Genomic DNA, 20,129 nt, shown 5'->3' with positions numbered 1-20,129 from the left:
GGCCAGCTCCTCGGCGTAGTCCGCCGCCAGTGCTTCGATCACAGCACTGTCGAAACGCTCGCTGCTGAATGTCCAGCCTACGCGCAATTCGCCGCCGTACACCTGACCGTTGAGGGTCAGCCAATTGCCCATTGGCGCGTCCGGGCTCTGGTCGAGACCGGCATTGTCCGGCGCCGGTGCAAACAGCGCGCCGTCATCGCCCTCGAAACTGCCGTCGAACTGACCGAGGTAGTTGAAGGTGATGCGCGGGGTCGGCAATTCACGCAGGCTCTGTTGTGCCTGAGCATCGCCAAGATGACGCAGTGCACCGAAACCGATGCCTTTATTGGGGATCGAGCGCAGTTGTTCCTTGATCTGTTTGATCGACTCGCCCGGCGTCACCGTCGGGGTCAGGCGCACCGGGAACAGGCTGGTGAACCAGCCCACGGTGCGGGTCAGGTCAACACCGTCGAACAGCTCTTCACGCCCATGACCTTCGAGCTGAATCAGCGTCGACGCCTGCCCGCTCCAGCGGCCAATGACCCGCGCCAACGCCGTCAGCAGCAAGTCGTTGACCTGGGTGCGATACGCCGCCGGGGCTTCTTGCAGCAACTGTCGGGTCAGCTCGCTGCCGAGACGGGTCTGCACAGTGTGCGCCAGACGATTGTGCTGACCGGCATCGGCACGCTTGCACGGCAGATCGGTGCTGACATCGCTCAGGCAGGCCTGCCAATAAGCCAGTTCCTGCTGCAACGCTGCACTGTTGGCGTAGCGCTGCAAGTGTTCGCTCCAGTCCTTGAAGGCGCTGGTTTTCGAGGGCAGGCGCAGCGCCTGACCGTCAAGCAATTGCTGATACGCGTTCTGCAGATCCTCCAGCAGAATCCGCCACGACACGCCGTCCACCACCAAGTGATGAATGACCAACTGCAAACGCTGGGTGCCATCGGCCAGATTCGCCAGCACCGCACGCAACAGCGGCCCGTTCTGTAAATCGAGGCTGCGCTGCGCGCGGTTGCCCAAGGCCTCCAGTGCGTCGGCATCGGCGACGGCTTCCTGCCACAGCAGGTTTTGCGGTTGATCTTCAACCGCGCGGTGCTCGGCCTGCCACACGCCGTTGTGCTGGGTGAAACTCAGGCGCAAGGCATCGTGATGGGCAACCAGCGCACGCAACACTTGCTCGACTTTTTCCGCGTCCAGCGGCTGGCGCGGCTTGAGCAGCACCGATTGGTTCCAGTGATTACGCTCAGGGATTTCATCGTCGAAGAACTGCTGCTGGATCGGCAACAGCAACGCTGCGCCGGTCACCGCTTGTTGGTCGATGCTCGTATCGTCATCGCCCAACTGCGCGACCAGGGCCAGACGTTGAATGGTCTGGTGCTGGAACAGGTCTTTCGGGTTCAAGCGAATACCGGCCTGTCGCGCGCGGCTGACCACCTGAATCGAGATGATCGAATCGCCGCCCAGTTCGAAGAAGTTGTCGTTGAGGCCCACTTGCGGCAGCTTCAGCACGTCTTGCCAGATCTCGGCCAGACGCTGCTCCATGACGCTTTGTGGCGCCTGATACGCCTGCTGCGCCTGACTGGCGTCCGGGGACGGCAAGGCACTGCGGTTGAGTTTGCCGTTGGCGGTCAGCGGCAATTGCTCAAGCAATAGCAGGTGCGCCGGGATCATGTGATCCGGCAGGTTTTCCTTGAGTTCGGCACGCACGCGGTCGCGCCACTGCGCCTGTTCAGCAGAGCTTGCGTCGAGCAACGTGGCATCGCTCGGCACCAGCCAAGCAACCAGTTGCTGACCGCTGAGGCCCGGCTGCGCCAGCACCACCGCCTGACGCACGGCAGCCTGTTCGAGCAGTTGCGCTTCGATCTCACCCAGTTCGATACGGAAACCGCGAATCTTCACCTGATGGTCGATGCGCCCGATGTATTCGATCACGCCGTCAGCGCGATAACGCGCCAGGTCGCCGGTGCGGTACAGACGACCGCCGTCAGTGGCGAATGGATCAGGAATGAAGCGTAGCGTGGTCAGGTCGGCGCGGTTCAGATAACCGCGCGCCAGACCGGCGCGACCGACGTACAGCTCACCGATGCAACCCTTGGCCACCGGGTTCAGATCGCCGTCGAGCAAGTACCACGACAGGTCCGGAATCGGCTCGCCGATCGGGCTGCTGGCGTCACGCTGCAAATCGGCCATCGACAACGGCCGGTAGGTCACGTGCACGGTGGTTTCAGTGATGCCGTACATGTTGATCAGTTGCGGTGCCTGATCGCCGAAACGCTCGAACCATGGACGCAGGCTTTTCACTTCCAGCGCCTCACCGCCGAACACCACGTAACGCAGCGCCAGTTGTTGCGCGGCGTGTTCCGGGGCGCAGGCGACCTGCATCAGTTGCTTGAACGCCGAGGGTGTCTGGTTGAGCACGGTGATGCCTTCGCGACACAGCAAAGCGAAGAAATCTTCCGGCGCACGGCTGACCTCGTAAGGCACTACCACCAGTTTGCCGCCGTACAGCAGCGCGCCGAAAATCTCCCACACGGAGAAGTCGAACGCGTAGGAATGGAACAGGCTCCAGACATCCTGCGCGCCGAAATCGAACCACGCCGCAGTGGCTTCGAACAGGCGCAGCACGTTGCGGTGCGCGAGCAAGGTGCCCTTGGGCTGACCGGTCGAACCGGAGGTGTAGATCACATACGCGAGGTTGTCCGCGCTCATCTGCACCTGCGGGTTGCAGTCGCTGTAGCCTTCGAGGTCTTCACGAGCCTGATCGAGCATCAGGCTGCGCACCGAGTCCGGTACGGGCAGTCGGCCGAGCAGATGGCTTTGGCTCAACAGCAGGCCGATGCCGCTGTCGCCGATCATGTAGCTCAGACGCTCTTCCGGGTAGCTTGGGTCGAGCGGCACATACGCACCGCCAGCCTTGAGAATCGCCAGCAAACCGACCAGCATGTCGAGGCTGCGCTCCACCGCCAGACCCACGCGCACGTCCGGGCCGACGCCGCTGGCAATCAGCTTGTGCGCCAACTGGTTGGCACGGCTGTTGAGTTCACCGTAGCTCAAGGATTGCTCGGCATACGTCACGGCCACCGCTTGCGGTGCGCGGGCGGCCTGGGCTTCGATCAAGTGATGCAGGCACTGCTCGTTAGGGAAATCGGCCACAGCCGGGTTCCATTGCAGCAGGGTTGCTGCGCGTTCGGCGGCGTCGTGCAGCGGCAGCTCAGCGATACGCTGGCCGCTGTCGGCGACGATGCCTTGCAGCAGATTCGTCCAGTGTTGCGACAGGCGCTCGATGGTCTCGACGTCGAACAGGTCGGTGGCGTAAGTCAGCTCGGCCCAGACGTTGTCGGTCGATTCAAAGGTGTTCAGGGTCAAATCGAACTGCGCGGTGTTCGACGCCCACGGCAAGCCTTCGATCTGCAGTTGCGGCAGGCGTGTCGCGCCCTGCGCCTGACGCGCCTGGCTCTGGTGGTTGTGCATCACCTGGAACAGCGGGCTGTGGCTGAGGCTGCGTTCCGGTTGCAGTGCGTCGACCAGTTGCTCGAACGGCAGATCCTGATGGGCCTGAGCGCCGAGCACGGTGTTCTTCACTTGCTGCAACAGGCTGCGGAACGTCTGCTGGCTGTCGAATTCGGTTTTGAGTACCTGGGTGTTGACGAAGAAGCCGATCAGCCCTTCCGTCTCGACCCGGTTGCGGTTGGCTACCGGCACACCGACGCGGATGTCGGCCTGACCGCTGTAACGGTGCAGCAAGGTCTGGAACGAAGCCAGCAACAGCGCGAACAGGGTGACGTTTTCACGTTGCGCGACTTGCTTGAGGGCAGTGGCCAGTTCGAGGCTCAGGGGGATGTCGCGACGCGCGCCGCGATAGCTTTGCTCGGCCGGGCGCGGACGGTCGGTCGGCAGTTCCAGCAGCGGTTGATCGCCATCGCCGAGTTGCGCGGTCCAGTAATTCAGCTGACGTTCGCGCTCACCGGCGTCCATCCACTGTTTCTGCCACACGGCGTAGTCGGCGTATTGCACCGGCAACGCCGGCAATTGCGCAGTCTGGCCCTGGCTGTACGCGGCATAGAGCGCCACCAGTTCATCGACCATGATGTTCATCGACCAACCGTCAGAGACGATGTGGTGCAAGGTGATCACCAGCGCATGGTCATCAGCAGCGAGACGCAGCAGTTTGACCCGCAGCAGCGGGCCTTGCTGCAGGTTGAACAGGTGCAGGGTTTCTGCGGCGACCAGCGCTCGCAGCGCCGCGTCGTCGAGCCCCGCCACGTCCTGCACTTGCAGATCCAGCGTGCCATGCGCCTGAATCACTTGCAGGGTCTGGCCCTGCTGTTCGACGAAGCAGGTGCGCAAGGATTCGTGGCGCTCGATCAGCGCATTGAAGCTTTGCTGCAATGCCGGCAGATTCAGCTCACCGCGCAGACGCAGCGCAGCCGGAACGTGATAGGCGGTGCTGGTCGGTTCCAGCTGCCAGAGGAACCACTGACGCTCCTGCGCATAGGAAAGCGCCAGCGGTTGCAGGCGTGGCAAGGCAACAATCGGCGGTTCCTGAGTCGCCTGATCGACACCCAAAGCAGCAACGAAATCTTCCAGCGTGCTGTTCTCGAACAGCGTGCGCAGCGGCACCTGAACGTTCAGGGCCTGACGCACACGGGAGACCACTTGCGTCACCAGCAAGGAATGGCCGCCGAGTTCGAAGAAGTTGTCACTGAGGCCGACACGCTCAAGCTTGAGCACCGCTTGCCAGATCTCGGCGACGGCATGTTGAGTCGCGGTTTTTGGCGCGCTGTAAGTCGATTGCAACTGGCTGGCATCTGGCGCCGGCAAGGCTTTGCGGTCGACTTTGCCGTTGGGGGTCAGCGGCAGTTGCGCGAGGAACAGCAGGTGCGCCGGCACCATGTATTCCGGCAGCTCGGCCTTGAGGCTGGCTTTCAATTCAGCGCGCAGTTCGACTTCATCAACAGCGCTGGAGGATGGCACCACATAGCCGACCAGTTGCGGTCCAGTCGGGCCGTCCTGCGCGACCACCACGGTTTCGCGCACGCTGTCGCGCGCGAGCAAACGCGCTTCGATCTCGCCCAGCTCGATTCGGAAACCACGGATTTTGACTTGATGGTCGATGCGCCCGATGTACTCGATCACGCCTTCTGCGCGATAACGGGTCAGGTCGCCGGTGCGGTACAGACGCGCACCGTTTGCCGAAAACGGATCCGGCACAAAACGTTCGGCGGTCAGGCTCGGGCGCTGGAAATAACCGCGCGCCAGACCGTCACCGCCAATCAGCAATTCACCGGGTGCGCCGAGCGGATTGAGCTCAAGGTCGCTGCCGAGGATGTACAGCGCAGTGTTGTCGATCGGCGTACCGAGAAACGGGCGGCTGTTGTCCGCACTCAGTGCGTGTTGCGCCGACCAGATCGTGGTTTCGGTCGGGCCATACAGGTTCCACACGCTCGGCGTCAGCGCCAGCATGCGCTGGGCCAGTTCCTGCGGCAGCGCTTCACCGCCACAGAGGAATGTGCGGCCCTTGAGAATCGCTGCGTGTTCGTTGTCGAGCAGCATGCGCCAGGTCGATGGCGTGGCTTGCAGGACGCTGACGGCATGACGCTCGATCAGTTCGAGCACCGCTTGCGGATCCTGATGCACATCCTTGCCGGTCAGCACCACACAGGCGCCAGCCAGCAATGGGCCATAGATTTCCAGGCCAAAAATATCGAACGAGAACGTGGTCAGCGACAGCATGCGATCCGCAGCGGCAATCCCCGGCTGGTTGATCATGCTCGCGACAAAGTTGCTCAGCGCCGCGTGGCGCACCATCACGCCTTTCGGTTTGCCGGTAGAGCCGGAGGTGTAGATCGTGTAGGCCAGATGCTCGCCATTGACGGCCACGTCCGGTGCGGTCTGTGGATAAGCCGCCAGCCAGGCAGCTGGCTGATCGAGCAACAGGATTTGCACACCCGCCGGGATCGGCAACTGCGCTTGCAAATGCGTTTGGGTCAGCAGCAATTGCAGACCGCTGTCTTCGATCATGTAGGCCAGGCGATCCTCGGGATACGCCGGGTCCAGCGGCACATAAGCGCCGCCGGCCTTGAGGATCGCCAACAGGCCGACGATCATCTCAACGCTGCGCTCGACCGCGATGCCGACCAGCTGATCCGGGCCGACGCCGGCCTCGATCAGGTGATGCGCCAGTTGATTGGCCCGGGCATCCAGTTCGCCATACGTCAGTACGTCGTCGCCGATGATCAGTGCCGTGGCCTGCGGGTTTTGCTGCGCTTGCAGGGCAAAGTCCTGCTGCACGCACTCGGCCTGCGCGCAGCGGTCAGCCACGCGGAACCAGTCCTGCAACAGAACGCCGTGCTCGGCACTTTCCAGCAAGGGCAACTCGCCAACCCGTTGAGTCGGTGCGGCCACAATTCCTTGCAACAGGTTTTGCCAATGACGCGCCAGACGCTCGACCGTTTCCGGCTTGAACAGATCGGTGGCGTAGGTCAGCTCGGCGGCGAAACCGTCATTCGATTCATAGGTATTGAGGGTTAGGTCGAATTGCGCGGTGCGTCCTTCCCACTGCACATCCTCGACGCTCAGTTGCGGCAGTTGCACCGCGCCACGCCCCTGATCACGGCTGGTCTGGTGGTTGAACATCACCTGGAACACCGGGCTGTGGCTCAGGCTGCGTTCCGGTTGCAGCGCTTCGATCAACTGCTCGAACGGCAGATCCTGATGCGCCTGGGCGGCCATCGCCGCCTGCTTGACCTGGGCCAGCAATTGGTTGAACGGCAGTTGCCCATGCACTTCGGCATTCAAGACTTGAGTGTTGACGAAGAAGCCGATCAGGCCCTCGGTCTCGACCCGGTTACGGTTGGCCGTGGGCACGCCGACACGAATCTGCGCCTGGCCGCTGTAGCGATGCAGCAACGCCTGAAACGACGCCAGCAACAGCATGAACAGGCTCGCGCCTTCGCGCTGGGCCAGTTGCTTGAGCGCATCGCCGAGGGCCGCCGGCAGGTCCAGTTGCAGGCGTGCACCGCGCAAACTTTGCACTGCCGGACGCGGGAAATCGATCGGCAGTTCCAGCACCGGCTGCTCGCCGTCCAGTGTCTTGATCCAGTAAGCCAGTTGTCGCTCACGCTCGCCCGCTTCCAGCCAATGGCGCTGCCAGATCGCATAGTCGGCGTATTGCACCTCCAGTTCCGGCAGGCTCAACGGCTGCCCGGCGCTGTCGGCGGCGTAATGCTGGATCAGCTCTTTGACCAGCACTTTGATCGACCAGCCATCGGCGATGATGTGGTGCTGGATCAACACCAGCACATGATCGTCATCAGCGACCTTGAGCAATGCCACGCGCAGCAGCGGACCCTGTTGCAGATTGAACGGGCGCGCGGTTTCGCTTTCGACAAACGCCTTGATCGCCGCCTCTTCGCCAGCGCTGTCGAGGCCTGCCGGCAGCGGTGTCAGGGTGATGCTCAGTGGCAATTGCGGGTGAATCACTTGGCAGAAGGTTTCGCCGTGCTCGGCAAACGTGGTGCGCAAACTTTCGTGGCGCGCGGCCACGGCATTGAAGCTGCGTTCCAGCGCCGCCACGTCCAGCTGGCCCTTGAGGCGCAAGGCGCTGGGGATGTGATACGCGGTGCTGTGCGGGTCCATTTGCCAGAGGAACAGTTGGCGTTCCTGAGCGTACGACAGAGGAATGGCGGCAAACCCGGAACGTGTTTCCGGGATCGGCAGGTTGGCCGGAGAGACGCCCTCTTCGAGCATCTTTTCCAGGTACAGCTTACGTTTGTCCAGCGGCAGAGTGATAAAGCGCTTGGCTACCCTCAAAGCAACACTCTTGTCCATCAGACTTCCTCCATATCGTCAAGCAGGGCTTCCAGCTTGCTCAGTTTCTGTTCGTTGATTGCCCCGCCTCCTGTATCGAGTCGAGCGACAAAGTCGCTCAGGACGGGGTGCTGGAATAACAGTTGCGGGGTCAGCGTCAGGCCCAGTTCGAGGGCGATGCGCGACACCACGTTGACCGCCAGCAGCGAGTGCCCGCCCAGTTCGAAGAAGTGATCGTTCAGACCAATGCGTTCAACCTCGAGCACTTGCTGCCAGATCGCCGCGACCTGCTGCTCAAGCTCACTCTGCGGCGCGACGTACGCGGCCTGCATCTGGCTGGCATCCACCGCAGGCAGGGCCTTGCGGTCGAGTTTGCCGTTGGGGGTCAGTGGCAACTGCTCAAGGAACAGCAGGTGCGCGGGAATCATGTAGTCAGGTAACGAAGACTTGAGGCCAGTCTTTAGTCCGTCGCGCAGTTGCCGCTGCGCTTCGCCGTCATGCATGTCCAGCTGCGGGGCGACCACATAGGCCACCAGTTGCGCACCGGTTTCGCTTTCGATGGCCAGCACCGCTGCTTCGCTGACGTCCTGTTGAGCGAGCAATCGCGCCTCGATTTCCCCCAGTTCGATGCGGAATCCACGAATTTTCACCTGATGGTCGATGCGGCCCATGTACTCCAGTTCGCCCTCTTCGCGTTCACGAATCAGGTCGCCGGTGCGGTACATGCGCTCGCCATTGCCGACGAACGGGTTCGGTACAAAGCGCTCGGCGGTCATCGCCGCACGCCCCAGATAACCGCGGGTGATGCCGGCGCCGGACAGGTACAGCTCGGCCGAAACCCCATGCGGCACCGCTTGCAGATCGGCGTCGAGCAAATGGCTGGCGCTGTGATCGAGCGCACGACCGATGCGCGGCTGACCGCCGGCGATACGGCGGGTCCAGGTCGAATAGGTGGTGTCTTCCGACGGGCCGTAAAGGTCGTAGACGTGCTCGACTGTCGGCTGCTGATACAACGCGTCGACCAGCCCTTGTTTGAGCGGCTCACCCGCGAGATTGATGATGCGCACGCTCGCGGGAATCTGCCCGGCGCGTTGCAGCGCAGCGATGGCCGACGGCACGGTGTTGATCAAGCGAACCTGATCGCGAGCTGGCAGGGTCGGTAGTTCCAGTGCATTGCGCGCGATGATCAGCGATCCGCCATTGGCCAGCGTGACGAACAGCTCCCACACCGACAGGTCGAAGCACACCGAAGTCGAGGCCAGCACGCCTTGAATATCGTCGCGGCTGTAAACCTTCGCCGACCAGTCGATCAGCGCGATGACGTTGCGGTGAGCAATCGCCACGCCTTTCGGCTTGCCGGTGGAACCGGAGGTGTAGATCACGTAGGCGAGGTTGTCCGGCTGCACCGACGTTTGCGGGGCGACACCTGAATAACCGGTCAGCGAAACCTGATCCATCAGCAGCACTTGGGTATCGCCCGGCACGCTCAGCGTCGCAGCGACCGCTTGCTCGGTGAGCAACACCCGCGCACGGCTGTCCTCGAGCATGTAGGCAACGCGATCAGCCGGGTAATCCGGATCCAGCGGCACATACGCGCCGCCGGATTTGAGCACCGCCAGCAAGGCAATCAGCAGCTGTTCGGAACGCGGCATCGCCACACCCACGCGCACTTCCGGGCCGACACCCAACTCGATCAGCTTGTGCGCCAGACGGTTGGCTTGCGCATCGAGTTCGGCGTAGGTCAGTCGCGTATCGGCGAAGGTCACCGCCAGCGCATCCGGCGTGGCCGCCACTTGGCGGGCAATGCCTTGATGAATGCACAGTTCGGTGACGAAGTCGGGCTCGACGTTCGTGACGTTGTCGATCAAGCTCAAGTCGCTCAGCGAGCCTTCACCCGCTTCGGCCATCTGCCCGAGCAGACGCTGCAGGCTTTCACCCAACTGCGTGACACTCGCCGCCGCAAAACTGTCGCGCTGATAGCTGAAATGCACCGACAGTTGCGCACCCATGCTCACCAGCAGCGTCAGCGGATAGTTGGTCTGTTCCTGATTGACCACCGCACCGAAGCGCAATCCCTGCGGCGCGCCCCGTTCAAGCGCTTCGCCAATCGGATAGTTCTCGAACACCATCAGGCTGTCGAACAGTGCGTCACCGCCCTGCCCGGCCCAGCGCTGAATGTCCGCCAGCGGCGTGTGTTCGAACTCGCGCGAAGCGAGGTTCTGCGCCTGCACGGCTTGCAGCCAACTGGCCAGACTCTGCTGCGCTTGCGGCGCGGCCACCACTGGCAAGGTGTTGATGAACAGACCGATCTGTTCTTCGGCTCCCGGCAGATCCGCCGGACGCCCGGCCACGGTCGCACCGAACGCCACACAGTCTTTGCCGGTGTAACGCTGCAACAGCAACAGCCACGCAGCTTGCACCAGCGTGTTGACGGTGACTTTCGAAGCACGGGCAAATTCACCGAGACGCACGCTCAGATCAGCCTCCAGTACTTGGTAATGGTCGCCATAACCGACACTTGGCAAGGCGTCGATTGGCCGCGCGATGGCGTTGGCCAGACGCGTCGGCTCTTGCAGGTGGTCCAGCGTTGCCAGCCAGTAATTCTCGGCAGCCGCCGCATCCTGACGCTGCAGCCAGCCGATGTAGTCGCGATAGCGACCCGCCGGACGCGGCACCGCTTCGCCGCGATAATGCTGCAGCACTTCGCCGAGCAACTGCGCGCTGCTCCAGCCATCCATCAGGATGTGATGGTTGGTGTAGATCAGGTGATGACGGTCGGTCGCCGTGCGCACCAGCACCAGACGCAGCAACGGCGCACAGGTCAGGTCCAAGCCCAGGGCGCGCTCCTCGTCAGCGAGGGTTTGCAACGCCGAATCCAGATTAGCCTTGCCATTCCAGTCGAGCACGCTGAACGGCACCTCGACCTGGCGTTGCACCACTTGCACCGGCTGCGGCAGGTCACCCTGCCAGAAGAACCCGGTACGCAGAATGTCGTGGGCATCCACCACCGCTTGCCACGCGGCGTGGAAGCGCTGCGGCTCGACGCCCTCAACGTCCAGACGCATCTGGTTGATGTAGTCGCCATTGCCATGTTCGAGCAAGGTGTGGAACAGCATGCCCTGCTGCATCGGCGACAGCGGGTAGATGTCATCGATGCCTTGCGGCTCCAGCACCAGCGCATCCAGTTGCGGCTGCGACAGTTGCGCCAGCGGGAAGTCCGACGGCGTCACGCCACGGTTGCCGCTGTCGCAGCAATGGCCGATCAGCGCGGTCAGTTCCTGCATGTAGTCATCGGCCAGGCGCTGGATGGTCGCGGCGTTGAACATGGCGCCGCTGTAGGTCCAGCTCAGGTCCAGCTCGCCGCCGAAGACTTTGCCGTTCAGCGCCAGCGGATTGCCCAGCGGCCCTTGCATATTGACTTCGGCACCGCCGGCTTCGCTGGTCGGTACGAACAAGGCCTCGTCGGCCGCGTCGAAGCTGCCGTCGAACTGGCCCAGATAGTTGAAAGTCAGGCGCGGTGCCGGCAAGGCCTGCAGGGTTTCGCGCGCCTGTTCATCACCCAGATGCGCCAGCGCACCGAAGCCGATGCCTTTGTGCGGAATGGCCCGCAGTTGCTCCTTCACTTGTTTGAGCGATGCGCCCAACTCGGCGACCGGCGACAGACGCGCCGGGAACACACTGGTGAACCAACCGACCGTGCGGGTCAGGTCGATGTTGTCGAAGAGATCTTCACGACCGTGGCCCTCGAGCAAGACCAGCGCGTTATCAGCACCGGTCCAGCGCACCATCACTCGCGCCAGTGCGGTCAGGAGCAGATCGTTGACCTGTGTGCGATAGGCCTGTGGCGCATCCTGCAAGAGTTGACGGGTCAGGGCTTTGTCCAGTTTGCTGCGGATCGTCAGCGCCTGATCGTGTTGCTGCCCGCCGTGCGGATGGTCGTAAGGCAAGGCGGCCGAAGCGCCTTGCAACTGCTGCTGCCAGAAGCGCAGTTCAGCCTGCAACGCAGGGCTTGCCGCATAATCCTGCAACGCTGCCGCCCAGGCTTTGACTGCGCTGGTCTTGGCCGGCAATTGCACGGATGCACCGGCACTGAGCTGGCGATAAGCGTTTTGCAGGTCTTCGAACAGGATCCGCCACGACACGCCATCGACCACCAGGTGATGAACGATCAGCAACAGGCGTTGCGTACCGTCAGCCAGATTCGCCAACACCGCGCGAATCAGCGAGCCACCGCTCAGTTGCAGGCTACGTTGCGCCTTGTCGCCCAGCGCTTCCAGGGCTGCAAGGTCAGCGACCTCGACTTGCCACAGAATGGTCTCACCCGCTTGCGTTACCACATCACGGTATTGCGCGGCCCAACCATCAGCCTGCTCGACAAAGTCCAGACGCAAGCTGTCGTGATGCAGCACCAAGGCATCGAGTGCTTGTTCCAGCAATTGCGCATTCAGCGCCTGCGTCGGCTTGAGCATCACCGACTGGTTCCAGTGATGACGGTCGGGAATCGCCTGCGCGAAGAACTCCTGATGGATCGGCAACAGCGCTGTGCTACCGGCGACCGGTTGCTGATCGATCAATTGCAACGCTTCACCGGTCTGCGCGACCACGGCCAGCGCTGCAATGGTCTGGTGCTGGAACAGGTCTTTCGGTGTGAAGCGAATCCCGGCCTGCCGCGCACGGCTGACCACTTGAATCGAAATGATCGAATCGCCGCCCAGCTCGAAGAAGTTGTCGCTGATGCCCACTTGCTCAAGCTTGAGCACGTCTTGCCAGATCGCCGCCAGTTGCTGTTCCAGCGGCGTGTGCGGTGCAAGGTAAGCCTGCTGCAGCTGGCTGACGTCCGGTTTCGGCAGGTTCTTGCGATCGAGTTTGCCGTTCGGCGTCAGCGGCATGCGCTCCAGACGCAAGACATACGCCGGCACCATGTGCCCCGGCAACGTCGCCTTGAGTTGCGCACGCAGATCGTCGGTGAAGTCGGCACGACTGGAATCGCCCACCACATAGGCCACCAGACGCTTGCCACTGCCGGCGCTGCCTTCCTGCGCGACGACCACCGCTTCGCGCACGCCGTCGAGGGCTTGCAGGGCCGCTTCGACTTCGCCCAACTCGATACGGAAACCGCGAATTTTCACCTGATTGTCAATGCGATCCAGATAGTCGAACGTGCCATCGACACGCTGACGCACCAGGTCGCCTGTGCGATAAAGCAAGCCGCCGGTGGTGCTGAACGGGTCGGCGACGAAGCGCTCGGCAGTCAGCCCCGGACGGTTCAGATAACCCCGCGCCAGCCCCGTGCCACCGAGGTACAACTCACCGGCCATGCCTTGCGGCAGCAGGTTCAGATCGGCGTCGAGCACGTAGGCGCTGCGGTCACCGATACGGCTGCCGATTGGCGCGTACGCGGCGCCACACGGCACTTCGCGACCGGCCTTCCAGATCAGTGGAGTGACCACGGTTTCGGTCGGACCGTAGCCGTTGATGATGTAGTCCGGATCGAGCGCGCGTTTGACCCGCTCAAAACTCGCGTTCGGCACCGCGTCACCGCCGAAGCAATAGATACGCACCTTCGGCGGATTGCCGACGCGCTCGGCGTGTTCGGCCAATTGTTGCAGGTACACCGGCGGGAATGCGACCACGGTCACGCCGTGTTCGATCATCGCGTTGTAGGTCTGCTCCGGCGTCCACAGCGTGTCGTCGCGAATCAGCAGCGACGCACCGTGAGTCAGGCTGGTCAGCCAGCGTTCGTGGGCACCATCGAAGGCGAACGACATGAAGTGGAATTCGCAGTCACTGTCGCGCATTTCATAACGCTGACCGATGGCCTGGCAATGCATGGCCAACGGACCGTGGGCGACGCTGACGCCTTTCGGATTGCCGGTGGAACCGGAGGTATAAATCACGTAGGCGAGGTTGTGCGGATCGAGCTGCACGAGCGGTACCTTGATCGGCAACTCGCGCAAATCGAGACGATCCAGTTCCAGCAGCGGCACCGATTCGTCGACCGGTAATTGCGCCGACACCGACGAGTCGCTGATCAGCAGCGCCAGCCCGGAATCTTCGATCAGATAGGCCAGGCGTTCGCGCGGATAGCTGGTGTCCAGCGGCACATAAGCACCGCCAGCCTTGAGCACCGCCAGCAGCGCGACGATCACCGACTCACTGCGCGGCAGCGCTACACCGACGCGGGTTTCTGCGCCGACGCCACGGGCGATCAGTGCGTGCGCCAGTTGATTGGCACGCTGGTCGATCTCGCCGTAGCTGAAATGCTCACCGTTGAAGATCACCGCCGTGCGCTGCGGATTTTGCGCAGCCAACGCGGCAATACGCTGATGTACGCCGATGTCCACCGGGTACGGCTGCGGATGGTTTTCGGCTTGCTGGCGGGCCTGCTCTTGAGCATCGGCCAAGGCGATTTCACCGAGGTTGCGTTCGGCGGACACGGCGAACTGCTCAAGCAATTGCAACAGGTGCGCACTGATACCGGCGATGACATCGCTGGCGAACTGGCCGCGATCGAAACTGTAGTGCAACGCCAACTGCTGACCGAGGGTGACCGCCACGCTCAGCGCGTAATGGGTTTGCTCGAGATTGCCGACATCACCGAATGTCAGCCCTTGCCCGGCCTGACTCAGCGCCTGGGCAATCGGGTAGTTTTCGAACACCAGAATGTTGTCGAACAGTGCTTCACCGCCCTGCCCGGCCCAACGCTGGATGTCCGCCAGCGGCGTGTGTTCGAAGTCGCGCAGGCTGAGGTTTTGCGCCTGTACCGCTTGCAGCCAGCTGCCAACGCTTTGATCCGGACGCGGCGCGCCAATCACCGGCAAGGTGTTGATGAACAGGCCGACCTGCTGCTCGATGCCCGGCAGATCCGCCGGACGCCCGGCCACGGTCGCACCGAACGCCACGGCTTCGTGACCGGTGTAGCGTTGCAGCAACAGCAACCATGCCGCTTGCACCAAGGTGTTGACGGTGACTTTTTGCTGGCGGGCAAAGGTTTCCAGCGCCTGGGTGCGTTGCACGTCCAGCGTCAGGAAGTGATCGCCGTGGCCGCTCTGCTTCTCGCCAGCGGTGGCTGCCCGGGCCAGTCGCGTCGGCTCTTGCAGGGCAGCTAATTGGCCGTTCCAGAAATCTTCACTCAGTTGGCCGTCCTGACGTTGCAGCCAGGCGATGTAATCGCGATAACGTCCGCCGCCCGTCACCGGCGTGCGACCGCTGTAGCGCTGCAAGACTTCGCCGAGCAACTGCGAGTTGCTCCAGCCGTCCATGAGGATGTGGTGATGGGTGTAAATCAAATGCCATTGCTCGGCGCCGGTCTGCACCAGCAGCAGTCGCAGCAGTGGCGCGCAGCTCAGATCAAAACCTTGCTGACGCTCGGCATCGGCCAACGCCGCGAGCGCTGCGGGCTGATCGTCGCGGTCGCGCCAGTCAAGAATGCTGAACGGCAGTTGCACCCGCTTGTGGACGATCTGCAGCGGCTGCGCCAGCTCACCCTGCCAGACGAACCCGCTGCGCAGAATGTCCTGCGCATCGACGGTGGCCTGCCACGCGGCGCGGAACCGCTCGGGATCGAGCCCCTCGACGTCGACGCGCAACTGGTTGATGTACTCACCCGCCGCTTGCTCGTAAAGGGTGTGGAACAGCAGGCCCTGTTGCATCGGCGACAGCGGATAGACATCGTCGAGTTGACCCGCCGGCACCGGCAGCGCATCCAGTTGTGCCTGGGTCACGCGCGCCAGCGGGAAGTCCGATGGCGTCGCTTGTGCGGCTTGCAACGTGCAGCAATGCTCGATCAGCGCGTGCAGTTCAATGGCGTACTGATCCACCAGTTTCTGCACGGTCGCACCGTCGAACATCTCGCGGCTGAAACCCCAGCTCATCGACAGTTCACCGCCATAGACCTGACCTTCCACGGTCAGCCAATTGGCCAGAGGCGCGGCCGGATCCTGCGCGACACCGCTGGTTTCAGCGGACGGCACGAACAACGCCGCGTCGTCGAACTGACGGTCGAACTGGCCGAGGTAGTTGAAGGTAATCCGTGGCGGCGCCAACTGCGCCAATTCGGCGCGCACCGATGGCGCCGCCAGATAACGCAGCACGCCGTAGCCCAGGCCTTTGTCCGGCACCGCGCGCAGTTGCTCTTTGATCGACTTGATCGAACCGTCGAGATCGTCGGCAGCGGTCAGCTTGACCGCGAACAGACTGGTGAACCAACCCACGGTGCGGGTCAGGTCAATGTCATCGAAGAGGTCTTCGCGACCATGCCCCTCTAGCTCGATCAACGTGCCCGGCTGCTGGCTCCAGCGGCTGATGGTGCGCGCCAATGCGGTCAGCAGCAAGTCATTGACTTGCGTGCGATACGCCGCCGGCGCCTGTTGCAGCAACTGACGGGTACGCTCGGCGTCGAGGCGCCATTCGATTTTCTCGCCGTGCAGGTTTTGCAGGCTGCCGCCAGGTCGCTCGCACGGTAGATCCTGTGCGCCCTGATGCTGGTTTTTCCAGTAATCCAGTTGTTCATCGAAGCGTGCAGCGGCGCTTTCGAGGCGAGCGGTCCAGCTCTGGAAGGCATTGGTCTTGGCCGGCAACTGAATGCCTCCGCCCGCCGAGCGCTGCTCGTAAGCTTGCTGCAAATCTTCCAGCAGCACGCGCCAGGAAACGCCGTCCACTGCCAAGTGGTGAATGATCAACGCCAGGCGCTGAGAGCCATCAGCCATCGTCACCAGCAGTGCGCGCAGCAGCTGACCCTTCTGCAGGTCGAGGCTGCGTTGGGCTGCGTTGCACAACGCCTGCAACTGTTCCGCCGACTCGGCATCACGCAACCACAGGTCAGCGCTGCCCACCAGCGGGCCATGGCTCTGCTGCCAGCCGTCGGCGCTTTCGCCAAAGCGCAGGCGCAAGGCGTCGTGATGATTGATCAGCTGAGTTAGTGCGGCATCGAGCCACTGCGCGTTCAAGGTGTCGCGCGGGGTCAGCAGCAGCGACTGGTTCCAGTGTTCACGCAGCGGCATCACACGACTGAAGAAATGCTGCTGGATCGGCCCGAGCACGGCAGCGCCGGTCACCGGCCCTTGATCCACCGAGGTCTGATTATCCAGCGTGGCGACCAGCGCAAGGCTGCGCACCGTTTGGTACTGGAACAGGTCACGCGGGCTGAGACGAATCCCGGCCTGTCGCGCACGGCTGACCACTTGAATCGAAATGATCGAATCGCCGCCCAGTTCGAAGAAGTTGTCTTCCAGACCGACGCGCTCAAGGCCGAGCACGTCTTCCCAGATCGCCGCCAAGGCTTTTTGCAGCGCATCCTGCGGCGCGACGAACGCTTGTTGCGGAGCGGCATCCGGTTGCGGCAAGGCTTTGCGATCGAGCTTGCCGTTGGCGGTAACCGGCAGTTTGGTCAGCGTCATCAGGTAGGTCGGCACCATGAATTCCGGCAGGCTGCCGAGCAGCCACGCCTTGACGTCCTGCTGCCACTGCTCGTCCGGCTGAGCCTGTTCCAGCACCAGGTATGCCACCAGGTGTTTGCCGCCCTGCACCAGCACCACCGCTTCGCGCACCAGCGGGTGCTGCATCAGACGGGTTTCAATTTCACCCAGCTCGATGCGCAGACCGCGCAGTTTCACTTGATGGTCGAGACGACCAAGGTATTCGATCACGCCGTCGGCACGCTGGCGCACACGGTCACCGGTACGGTACAGGCGCGCGCCGTCGTGGAACGGGCACGGCACAAAACGCTCGGCGGTCAGCGCCGGACGCTGGTGATAACTGCGCGCGAGACCGGCGCCGCCCAGGTACAGTTCGCCGGCCACGCCACTTGGCACCGGCAGCAATTCAGCATCAAGGACGTGGGTGCGCAGGTTGGCGATCGGCCGGCCGATGGGCACGCTGTCGGCGCCTTCGTCAACGCAGGTCCAGTGAGTTACGTCGATTGCCGCTTCGGTCGGGCCGTAGAGGTTGTAGAGGCCAGCGTTCGGCAGTTTGGCGAAGACTTGCAGTTGCGCATCCAGCGGCAATGCTTCACCGCTGCAGACGATGCGCTTGAGGCCCACGCAGCTTTCGACACCGGCCTCATGAATGAACGCCTGCAACATCGACGGCACAAAGTGCAACGTACTGATGCCGTGGCGGTTGATGATGTCGATCAGTTGCAGCGGATCGCGGTGCGCACCTGGCGCGGCAACCACCAGACGCGCGCCGGTCAGCAGCGGCCAGAAGAATTCCCAGGCCGAAACGTCAAAGCTGAACGGGGTTTTCTGCAACACCGAATCGCTGGCGTCGATCGCGTACGCTTCCTGCATCCAGCACAAGCGGTTGACCAGCGCCGCGTGGCTGTTGCCGGCGCCTTTCGGTTTGCCGGTGGAACCCGAGGTGTAAATCACATAGGCCAGGTTCAGCGGATCGATGCTGACGTTCGGACGGCTATCGCTGCAGCGGTCGAGCAGGCCCGTCTGATCCAGCGTGATGACCTGCACGCCGTCAGTCGGCAGCGATGCCAGCAAAGCATCCTGGGTCAGCAGCAAGGTGATGCCGCTGTCCTCGATCATGTACGCCAGACGCTCCTGCGGGTACTCCGGATCCAGTGGCACATAAGCGCCGCCAGCCTTGAGAATCGCCAGCAGCGCGACAACCATTTCCACCGAACGCAGGGCACAAACGCCGACCAGACTGTCGGCCCGCACGCCTTGTTCACCCAGCAAATGCGCGAGGCGGTTGGCCCGCGCATCCAGTTCGGCGTAGCTCAGCGTCTGCTCACCGAACAGCAGCGCCGGCGCATTCGGCGTGCGCGCAACCTGCGCTTCGATCAGTTGGTGTATCGGGGTTTGCGTCGGATAAACCGCGTGAACGTTGTTCCAGTCATGCACCAGCGTGTGCTGCTCATCGGCCTCCAGCAGCGGCAGTTCGCCGATGCGTTGCGACGGATCGGCGACCATGGCCTTGAGCAAGCGCAGCCAGTGGCGCGCCATGCGCTCGATGGTCGCAGGCTCGAACAAGTCGCTGGCGTACGTCAGCGCCGCATGCAGCTTGCCGCCCTTCTCGTAGGTATCGAGGGTCAGATCGAACTGGGTGGTACGGCTCTGCCAGTCAAGACTGTTCAACAGTAGACCGGAGGCCGTGCTGATGCTGGCGATGTCCGCCACTTGCGGCTGGTGGTTGTACATCACCTGGAACAGCGGCGTGTGACTGAGGCTGCGTTCCAGCTTCAGCGCCTCGACCAGTTGCTCGAACGGCAGATCCTGATGCGCCTGAGCACCGAGCGCGGTGTCCTTGACGGACCGCAGCAGATCGTCAATGCGGGTCTGCCCGTCCAGTTGGGTACGCAGCACTTGAGTGTTGACGAAGAAGCCGATCAGCCCTTCGATTTCGCCACGGTTGCGGTTGGCAATCGGCACGCCGACACGGATGTCGGTCTGGCCGGTGTAGCGATGCAGCAGCGCGTTGAAAGCACCGAGCAAGAGCATGAACAACGTGACTTGATGCTGCTGCGCGGTGTTGCGCAGTTGCTCGGCCAGTTGTTCATCGACAGCGAATTCATAGCGAGTGCCGCGATAGCTCGGCATCGCCGGACGCGAATGATCCAGCGGCAGCTCCAGCACCGGGTGTTCGTCACCCAGTTGCGCCTGCCAGTAATCGAGTTGGCGCGCCTGTTCGCCCGCTTCGAGCCAGCGGCGTTGCCACAAGGCGTAGTCGCTGTACTGGATCGGCAGCGCGGCCAGTTGCGGTGGCTGACCGGCATCGAACGCGTCGTAGCAACGGATGAACTCGTCGATCAATACGTTCATCGACCAGCCATCGGAAACGATGTGGTGCAGGGTCAGCAGCAACACATGCTCCTGATCGGCGAGTTTGAGCAACGTCACCCGCAGCAGCGGACCCACGGCCAGGTCGAATGGCAACACCGACTGTTGTTCGGCGGCCTGCACCACAGCCTGCTCTCGCTCGCTGGCCGGCAGTGCGCTGAAGTCTTCATGACGGATCACCAACGGCGCGCTGGCCGGCACTTGCGACAGACTGTCATCGGCCTGGCGCTGGAACACCGTACGCAGGGTTTCGTGGCGCTCGACCAGGCTGGCGAAGGCTTGCTCCAGCGCGGCAAGGTTGAGATGACCGCTCAGGCGCACCGCGCCCGGCAGGTTGTAGGCACCCCCCTGGGGATCCAGCTGCCAGAGAAACCACATGCGTTGCTGTGCGTAAGACAGCGCCTGCCGATCCTCGGCCTCGACGCCGGTCGGAATCGGAAACCGGGAAAAATCCACCCCTTCCCTCTGCAGGGCAGCGAGGAACATCTGGCGCTTTTCCAGGGGCAACCCGATAAACCGGCGAGCGAGTTTCAAGGAGTCTTCAGCATTCAT

The 20,129-nt window shown here is 62.8% G+C and carries 2 protein-coding genes (1 of these 2 running past the window's edge); both read right to left on the bottom strand.

The window, feature by feature from the left end; genetic code table 11:
- Positions 1–7,809: the 5' portion of a non-ribosomal peptide synthase/polyketide synthase gene (locus ACIPIZ_RS04385; protein WP_401164270.1), read on the bottom strand. It extends 5,718 nt beyond the left edge of the window; the window shows 7,809 of its 13,527 coding nt (coding positions 1–7,809); it begins with the start codon at positions 7,807–7,809; the stop codon falls past the left edge of the window.
- Positions 7,809–20,129 carry a non-ribosomal peptide synthase/polyketide synthase gene (locus ACIPIZ_RS04380; RefSeq protein ID WP_401164268.1) on the bottom strand — a complete coding sequence of 4,107 codons (12,321 nt, stop codon included), beginning with the start codon at positions 20,127–20,129 and terminating at the stop codon, positions 7,809–7,811. The genes ACIPIZ_RS04385 and ACIPIZ_RS04380 overlap by 1 nt, the downstream gene beginning before the upstream one ends.

Origin of the sequence: Pseudomonas sp. NPDC087690, from assembly GCF_044743175.1 — a bacterium.
Classification (GTDB): Bacteria; Pseudomonadota; Gammaproteobacteria; order Pseudomonadales; family Pseudomonadaceae; genus Aquipseudomonas.
The sequence above is the reverse complement of the archived record's forward strand: the minus strand, read 5'-3'. Positions and strand labels throughout refer to the sequence as shown.

Coding starts and splice junctions, on each gene's coding strand:
- ACIPIZ_RS04380 (WP_401164268.1), bottom strand. CDS start 20,129: ATGAATGCTGAAGACTCCTTGAAACTCGCTCGCCGGTTTATCGGGTTG.